Origin of the sequence: Streptomyces sp. NPDC021225 (assembly GCF_044332865.1) — a bacterium.
GTDB lineage: Bacteria > Actinomycetota > Actinomycetes > Streptomycetales > Streptomycetaceae > Streptomyces.
Window position 1 is genome coordinate 254916 of the sequence record NZ_JBIRPV010000014.1, and the last position, 8304, is coordinate 263219.

Consider the following 8304-nt stretch of genomic DNA (forward strand, 5'->3'; position numbering starts at 1 on the left):
TGCACAAGATATGCACAAGATCGGAATGAAGTTCGACGGGGGTGGGCTGATGGCCACGGAAGAGATGGAAACCGTTCAGGCTGGGACGGTTGAGGCGGGAACGGTCGAGGTGGAGACGGCCGAGGCGACGACGGTCACCTATCCGATCGCGCCCGGCTACCAGGTGAACGTCCGCAGCGGACCCAGCACGACCAGCAAGCTGATCAAGGTGCTGCCCTACAACACCCGCGTCCCGATCCGCTGCCAGCGCCGCGGGCAGAAGGTCACGGGCCCGTACGGCACCTCGGACATCTGGGACAGCATCGCGCCGGGGCAGTACGTCTCCGACGCGTATGTGAAGACCGGCAGCGACGGCTTCGTCACCGTCGTCTGCGGCTGACACGACCGGGGTCGGAGCCGTCAGGGCCGCGCGGTCGTGGACGCGGTGGACGCCGCGGACTTCGTCGCCTTGGCGGAGTCCGCGGGCTTGGCCTCCGGGTGGCGCGGGTCGACCGAGAAGAGCGTTCCGTCGCTCGACACCGCCACGATCGCGCCGCCCACCCGGAGCAGCTGCGGCAGAACGGGGCTGATGCCCGACCCGCTGTACTCGCTGCGCGGCGCGGACTGCCACAGCTCCTCGCCCGTCCGCAGGTGCAGCGCCAACAGCCGCCCGCTGCCGCTGCACAGATACACGGTGTCCTCGGCGGCCGAGACCATCGGCCTGCCCAGCCGCTCCACTGTCGTCTGCCGGCTCCACAGCTGCTTGCCGCTGTCGGCGTCCACCGCCGTGACCCGGCCGCTTTCCTGGACGAAGAACAGCCGGCCGTCGACCAGCGCCCCCGTGCCCTGCGCGGCGTCCGGGAGCGGGACTCGCCGCTGCTTCCCGGTGCGGGTGTCCAGCCGGAGGAGATAGGGGTACCGGTCGCCCTCGGCGTCGGACACCAACGGGAGGATCAGCAGGTCGTCACCGTCGACCCCCAGACCGTCCTGGGTGTCCTTCAGCCGGGCCAGCTCGGTGGCGGAGCCGTCGCGCTTGTCCAGCCGCACGAGGGTGGACCACAGGACCTCCTCCTCGTTGTCGTCCCAGCACAGGCCGTACGGCGCGTTCCCGTACACGATGGCTCCGCACTGCTGGCCCTGGGGCACCTGGTACGCCCACCGGGTCTCGCCGGTCGCCGCGTCCCGGGCGATCAGGGACCGGTCGTCGGAGGCGCTGGACAGGATCAGTCTGTCGAAGAGCGCCGAATCGGTGCTGGAACTGACCTCCCGCGCCCACTTCTTGTCACCGGACTCCGCGTCCAGGGCGAGCAGCCGGAGCGTCGTGTCCGACGGGCTGTCGTGGACGAAGACCAGCCCGCCGCGCATCCCGATCGGCTCCGAGCCGGTCCCGGAGAGGCTGCTGTTGGCCAGCGCGTCGGTGGTCCAGTCGACGCGCCCCGTGAGCGCGTCCACGCGGGTCGTCGGGAAACCGGTGCCACCGCAGTAGAGCTTGGTCTCCTGCCGTACGCAGCTGGCGCCGACTTCGCTGCCGAAGTCCGCGAGTTCGCCCGCCGCCCGCCCGGAGTTCGCGGCCTCGGGGAGGGGCAGCTGCCACGGCCGCCAGCCCTGGGGGAGCGGGATCTCCCGAGGCGCGTCGGCCGGATGGCCGCTCGTACGCACCCCGTCGCCACCGTCGTCGCCGGGCGTGTACAGCGCGAAGGCGCCGCCGCCGAGGGCCAGCGCCCCGGCGGCGACGATGGCGGCGAGCACGGGGCGGCGCCGCCGGACGCCGCTCCACGTCGGCCAGGTGCCCTGGTCCGCCCCCGCCTTCCCCTCTCCGTTCCCCTTCCCCTTCCCCTTCCCCTTCCCCTTCCCCTTCCCCTTCTTCTTCCCGTCCCCGTCGGCGCTCCCGTTCTTCTTCGCGGAGCCGCCGCCCACGGTGCGCACATCCCCCTTGCTCGGCAGCTCGTCCAGCATCCGCAGCAGCTCGCCGATCCCGGGCCGGTCATCGGGGGACTTGGCCAGGCAGCGCTCGACGATGCCGTACAGCGGCGGTGCGACCTCGTCCAGCGTGGGCGGCTCGTGCACCACCTGATATGCCGTCAGATAGGGGCTCTCGCCGTCGAAGGGCCCCTTGCCGGTCGCCGCGTACACCAGCAGCGTGCCGAGCGAGAAAACGTCCGAGGCGCCGGTCACCTCACGGGGCCTGCTCAGCTGCTCGGGCGACATGAAGGGAGGCGTCCCCATGACCCGTCCGGTCACCGTCAGCACCTGGTTGTCCGCCGCCCGGGAGATCCCGAAGTCGATGACGCGCGGACCGTCCTCCGCCATCAGCACATTGGCGGGCTTGAGGTCGCGGTGGACGACCCCCACCCGATGGATGTCGTGCAGCGCCTCGGCCAGGCCCAGCGCCAGCTGCCGCAGCTCCGCGGCGTTCAGCGGGCCGTGTTCGGTCAGCCGCTCGGACAGCGTCGACCCCGGTACGTACAGGGTCGCCATCCAGGGGCGCTCGGCGTCGGGGTCGGCGTCCACGACGGGGGCGGTGAACGCGCCGCTCACCCGCCGCGCCGCCGCGACCTCCTGGCGGAAGCGGGTGCGGAACTCCTCGTCCTCGGCGAACTGCGCGTGCACCACCTTGACCGCGACCTGCCGACCCGAGGCCGAATGCGCCAGATAGACGACGCCCATGCCGCCGGATCCGAGCCGGTCCAGCAGCCGGTAGTCGCCTATGGTCTTCGGATCACCGGCGCTCAGCGGCACCGCGCACCCCTCCCCATGTGCCCGTCGGCACGTGCCATGACGTACGTATGAAGCTGCCTCAGCCTAAAGGGCGGTCAGTACGGGCGGCAGGGCGCTCTGGCCCGGGCCTCCGGGCCGTCGGGGAAAACCCTGAGTCACCCCTGACGCACCCCCAACCGCCCCCGAGGTCTGCCGGTTTCCTTTGACGCGCGTCCACGGCGCTGCCAGCGTGATGAGTATCGAGCGTGGGCGAAACCTCTCAAGGAGACTTCCGAATGAACGGCGAAGCCGCAGGAGTGGTCGGCGCGGGGGGCGTCTTCGTGCTCCTCATCGTGGTCGTCTGGCAGATCGCGGCGACGTGGCGGGCCCGGATGCTGAGCGCGCGCGAGGAGCAGTACAAGGAGCTGGCGACGAAGTACGCGAAGCTCATGGAGGACAACCTGGAGCTGCACCGCCGCACCCTCGACGAGCTGACCCAGGCCCGGCTGTCCATCGAGACGCTGGAGAAGCGGAAGCAAGCGATCGAGTGACACCGGGCGCCCGCCGTCCCCGAGGACCACATGGTGCGGGCCCCCGGCGCACAGAGCGTCGGGGGCCCGCACCGACCGTGTCGGCCTTGTCTGTCCCCTCCGTGTTGCCGCGGCGGCTAGGCCAGGGCTCGCTCGTCGGCGGCGTCCTCGGTGTCGGCCGAATCCGACGCACCGGAGTTGCTGGGCCCGCTCTCGGTGCCGCGGCTGACCACCGCGTTGTGCCGCTCGGCCCAGGTGGCCAGCGCCATCTCACACGCGTGGTCCACATGCCGCAGCCCGCTCAGATCCAGCCGCACCTCGCGCTTGCGGGGCAGCGCCTCCAGCTCGTCGAGCAGCTTGGGCAGCCGCAGGAAGGTGGCGTTGCCCAGCACCTGTACGCGTACGGGGTGGTCCTCCGGCGCGCCCTTCAGCCCGGCCACCTCGACATGCACATGCGAGGTCTCCCAGGCCGACTTGGCGACCGCCATCAGCAGGCCGATGATCACGCCCTCGAACATATTGGTCACCACGATCGCGGTCGCGGTCACCATCAGCACCACGGCCTCGCCCCGGTGCGTACGCCACAGCGGTCCCAGGTCCTTGACCGGGATCAGCTTCCAGCCCGCGTGCACCAGCACACCCGCCAGCGCCGCGACCGGGATGACGCCGAGCGCCGAGGGGAACAGCACCGCGAAGACCAGCAGCCACACGCCGTGCAGCACCCGCGAGGCCTTCGTCCTGGCGCCCGCCTGCACATTGGCGGCGCTCCGGACGATCACCGCGGTCATCGGCAGGGCACCCAGCGCGCCGCACACCGCGTTGCCCGCGCCCTGCGCCATGAGCTCCTTGTCGTAGTCGGTCCGCGGGCCGTCGTGCAGCCGGTCCACGGCCGCCGCGGAGAACAGGCTCTCGGCCGACGCGATCAGCGTGAAGGCGAGCACGGTCCCGAGCACGCCGATCTCCGCGAGCTGCGCGAACTCACCGCCGCCGGGCGGCTGCACGGCGTCCAGCAGACCCTTCACCTCGACCCGCGCGACCGGCAGGTCCATCCCCACCGTGGCCACCGTGGCGAGCGCGACCGCCGCCAGCGGAGCGGGCAGCACCCGCGCGCCCCGCTTCCAGCGCGGCCAGAACACCAGCACCGCGATCGTGCCCGCGCCGATGGCCACCGCCTTGAGCGCCGCGCTCGACCCGGCCACGTCGACGACGAGACCGGGCAGCCCGCCCAGCTTGCCCAGGCCGCTGCTCGGCGCCTTGGTGTCGGCGAGCGCGTACAGCTGTCCGGCGATCAGTACGAGGCCGATGCCCGCGAGCATGCCCTGGACGACCGCGACGGAGATCGCACGGAACCAGCGGCCCAGGCGCAGCGCGCCCATCGCCAGCTGGAGCAGCCCGGAGACGAGGACCAGGACGCCGAGCGCCGCGAGGCCGTATTCCTGCACCGCCTCGTAGACGAGCACCGTCAGACCGGCCGCCGGTCCGCTGACCTGAAGGCTGCTGCCGGGCAGAAGACCGGTGATCAGGCCGCCGACGATGCCGGTGATCAGGCCGAGCTCGGCCGGGACACCCGAGGCGACCGCCACGCCCACGCACAAGGGCACGGCGACCAGGAAGACGACGAGAGACGCGGTGAAGTCGGCGCGGAAGGTCCCGGCACCGGCGGACGAGCCGTCGGTGCCTCCCGCCCCGCGGAAACGGTTGAGAAGAGTCTTTTGAAATGGCATGAGGGTTGCCTCCAGTGCGCCCCGGCACCGGCACATGGGCAGGCGCGGGCGCGGCATAGCGCTGCGTCAGTTGGGATCGATGGAATCGGTCGCTAGCTGATGAGTTCGCCGGCTGAATGAGCTGAGAGAGCGTGGTCGACCGCCACTGCGGGCGGTGCGCTTCTCAGCAGCGGAAGATCTGGAGGGAGACCGGCAGCTCGCCTGATCTCGACACGGGGACGGCCTGCCGTCCCGTGAGAGGCGCGACGGCCGTGGAGCGCGGCTCCAGGCGGCCCGCGTCGCAACCGCACACACATCCGGATTTGCCGGTGGTGGTGGGCGCGGTCAGTGGTGCCCGTGCGCCGCGCAGCCCCTTGCAGTCGTCGGCCCCGGCGTCGCGATGCGCGAACGGGGTGACCTTGACGGCCGGACGGGACTCGGCCACGGGAGCGGTGACCATCCTCTGCGGGTGGGTGACCTGCGCAGATGCGCAATCGGCGGCGATGAAGAGGGCGAGCAGTACAGACACCGCGGCGAACAGCACACGGCCGGCATGCCCGACGGTCCTCACCATCGCCCCCCCTCTGGTCACGAGTTGGACACCGAACTCCATTATGTCCAAAGGATCGTGACCATTTGCAAGTCGCTATGTAACCGATCTGTGAACGCGGAGTCATCTAACAGGAGCGGTCAGCTCCGATTACCCCGGCGGACGCCCGCGCGGAGGCGACCCCCCGACGCGCCGGGCTCCCCGTACCGCCACCTGGACACTCCACACACCTACCCCGCCCCGGTGCGAGGATGGCCCCGTACGTCCCCATCCCTTCACACAGCTCTGCACAACAGCTCCACACAGCAACTCGCGAGGTGAGCCGCACCATGACGGAGAAGGTCGCCGTGCTCGGCACGGGAAAGATCGGCGAGGCCCTGCTCAGCGGAATGATCCGCAGCGGCTGGTCCCCGTCCGACCTGCTGGTCACGGCCCGCCGCGCGGAGCGCGCCGAAGAGCTGCGGACCCGCTACGGCGTCGAGGTCGTCTCCAACGCCGAGGCCGCCAAGATCGCCGACACCCTCATCCTCACCGTCAAGCCGCAGGACATGGGCGCCCTGCTCGACGAGCTCGCCCCGCACGTCCCCGTCGACCGGCTGGTGATCTCCGGCGCGGCCGGCATCCCGACCGCGTTCTTCGAGGCGCGCCTGGCCGCCGGCACCCCGGTCATCCGGGTCATGACCAACACCCCCGCCCTGGTCGACGAGGCCATGTCGGTCATCTCGCCCGGCAGCCACGCCACCGAGGAACACCTGGCACACGCGGAGGCGATCTTCGGCGGCGTCGGCAAGACCCTGCGCGTCCCCGAGACCCAGCAGGACGCCGCGACCGCCCTCTCCGGCTCCGGCCCCGCCTACTTCTACTTCCTCGTCGAGGCGATGACCGACGCCGGCATCCTGCTGGGCCTGCCCCGCGACAAGGCCCATGACCTGATCGTCCAGGCGGCGATCGGCGCGGCCGTGATGCTGCGCGACAGCGGAGAGCACCCGGTCAAGCTGCGCGAGGCGGTGACCTCGCCGGCGGGCACCACCATCAGCGCCATCCGCGAGCTGGAGAGCCACGGCGTGCGCGCCGCGCTGATCGCCGCCCTGGAGGCGGCCCGCGACCGCAGCCGCGAGCTCGCCTCCGGCAACGGCTGAGAACAGCCGAGGGGTCCGGATCGGCGGGGTGGGAGGGGCTCAGCCGGCCGACGGCAGCAGCCCCACCGCCTCGTACGCGGCGTCCACCCGCGGCCGCGCCAGCCCGCGCGCCCGCTCCGCCCCCGCCCGCAGCACCCCGTCCACATACGACGGGTCGGCGCACAGCTCCGCGTGGCGGGCCCGGATCGGCCGCAGCAGCTCCACCACCGCCTCGGCCGTGTCCTTCTTCAGCGCCCCGTACGACGAGTACTCACCGGCCAGCTCCTCCGGCGCCTTGCCATCCGTGCCATCCGTGCCATCTGCGCCATCCAAGCCATCCATACAGGCCGCGAGAATCTCCAGCAGATTGGCCACCCCGGGCTGGGCCTCCCGGTCGTACACGACCTCGCTCCCGCTGTCCGTCACCGCCCGCATCACCTTCCTGCGGACCGTGTCCTCCTCATCGAGGAGATAGACGATGCCCGCCGTCTCGGCGTGCGACTTGCCCATCTTCGAGGTCGGGTCCTGTAGATCCATGACCCGGGCGGCGACCGGCGGACGCGTCATCCGGGGCACGGTGAAGACCGCCCCGTATCGCTGGTTGAACCGCTGCGCCAGCACCCGGGCCAGCTCCACATGCTGCGCCTGGTCGTCCCCGACCGGCACCTCGTCCGTGCCGTACGCGAGGATGTCGGCGGCCATCAGCGCCGGGTAGGTGAGCAGCGACAGCCGTACGCTGCCGCCGCCCGCCCGCTCCCGCGCGGTCTTCTCCTTGTACTGGATCATCCGCCGCATCTCGCCGTCCGTGGCCGTGCACTCCATCAGGTACGACAGCCGTGCGTGCTCGTCCACATGGCTCTGCACGAACAGCGTGCACCGGTCCGGGTCCAGCCCCGAGGCCAGCATCAGCGTGGCCGCCTGCCGACTGAGTCTCCGCAGCCGGGCCGGATCGTGCTCCACGGTGAGAGCGTGCAGATCGACGACGGAGAAGAGCGCATCGGCGCCGTGCTGGTCCTCCTGGACCCACCGCCGCACGGCTCCGAGGTAGTTCCCGAGCGTCAGATGGCCGGTGGGTTTGACCCCACTGAAGATCCGCCTGCGTGAGCGCGTCTGTGCGGGTGTCTGTGTCTTCGCCTGTGCCTGTGCCTGTGCCTGTGCGATCGCCATGTCTGTGCCGCTTCCCGTCAGGTCGGGACCGCCGCGGACCGGAGAGCCGACTTGTGTGCGGGACGGGACACATGAACGGCCGCCGGAGCGGCGGCCGTGTGGATGCGATGCGCGCTGAGTGGGCCGCCGGTCAGACGGGCCACCACTGCTTACTGCGCGCACGCGTAGTCATGGCTCCGGACCGTACTCCCTCGGGGCCCGAATGACCACGGGGCCGCGTGGTTGATCGTCATCGGAGCGTCGTGTACAGTCCTTCGAGTTGTCACGGAGCCGTAGCGGTTCTTCGACAGCCACTCGCGCCGCACCGGCGGCAAACCACTGCAGCACGGCCCCTCATCGGGATGGATTTCGGCGTGCCCGGAATTCTGTCCCCGGAGCTCGATTATGAGCCCCGGAGGAAATCCGCTAAAGTAGTGAACACGCCGGAAGGCGCGAAAAACCCCGCTCCAACAGGGGGCCGGAAACGGAATTCGGACCGGGAACGGACCGGAAAACGGATCTGGTAAGGTTGGAAACACCGAAGGGAAGCGCCCGGAGAAACCGGTGAAACGGTTTCAAAG

General features: G+C 70.8%; 7 protein-coding genes. 3 read left to right on the plus strand and 4 right to left on the minus strand.

Annotated elements, in window-relative coordinates; translation table 11 throughout:
* Positions 1 to 49 precede the first annotated feature (49 nt).
* The gene (locus tag ACH4S9_RS40250; RefSeq protein WP_398376675.1) at positions 50 to 379 is read left to right on the plus strand and encodes an SH3 domain-containing protein; all 330 of its coding nucleotides are present in this window, start codon (positions 50 to 52) and stop codon (positions 377 to 379) included.
* A 20-nt stretch (positions 380 to 399) separates the two neighbouring features.
* Here the strand turns inward: ACH4S9_RS40250 and ACH4S9_RS40255 are convergent, their stop codons facing one another.
* Entirely contained in the window at positions 400 to 2718 is a 2319-nt protein-coding gene (locus ACH4S9_RS40255; protein ID WP_398376668.1) for a PQQ-binding-like beta-propeller repeat protein, read from the minus strand.
* A 254-nt stretch (positions 2719 to 2972) separates the two neighbouring features.
* Between ACH4S9_RS40255 and ACH4S9_RS40260 the strand changes: the two genes are divergently transcribed.
* A complete protein-coding gene (locus tag ACH4S9_RS40260) occupies positions 2973 to 3227 on the plus strand; it encodes a hypothetical protein (RefSeq protein WP_311727213.1) in 255 nt (84 codons plus the stop codon).
* A gap of 116 nt (positions 3228 to 3343) precedes the next feature.
* Here the strand turns inward: ACH4S9_RS40260 and ACH4S9_RS40265 are convergent, their stop codons facing one another.
* Positions 3344 to 4930 carry a SulP family inorganic anion transporter gene (locus ACH4S9_RS40265; protein ID WP_398376669.1) on the minus strand — a complete coding sequence of 529 codons (1587 nt, stop codon included), beginning with the start codon at positions 4928 to 4930 and terminating at the stop codon, positions 3344 to 3346.
* 163 nt (positions 4931 to 5093) lie between these two features.
* The gene (locus tag ACH4S9_RS40270) at positions 5094 to 5483 is read right to left on the minus strand and encodes a hypothetical protein (RefSeq protein WP_385351230.1); all 390 of its coding nucleotides are present in this window, start codon (positions 5481 to 5483) and stop codon (positions 5094 to 5096) included.
* Positions 5484 to 5788: 305 nt separating this feature from the next.
* On the opposite strand from ACH4S9_RS40270, the gene proC reads away from it, so the two are divergent.
* Entirely contained in the window at positions 5789 to 6598 is an 810-nt protein-coding gene (proC, locus tag ACH4S9_RS40275) for a pyrroline-5-carboxylate reductase (protein ID WP_311727216.1), read from the plus strand.
* A 39-nt stretch (positions 6599 to 6637) separates the two neighbouring features.
* On the opposite strand, the gene trpS is transcribed toward proC, so the two are convergent.
* Positions 6638 to 7744, minus strand: coding sequence for a tryptophan--tRNA ligase (gene trpS, locus ACH4S9_RS40280; RefSeq protein WP_398376670.1), 1107 nt, complete (start codon positions 7742 to 7744; stop codon positions 6638 to 6640).
* Positions 7745 to 8304 lie beyond the last annotated feature (560 nt).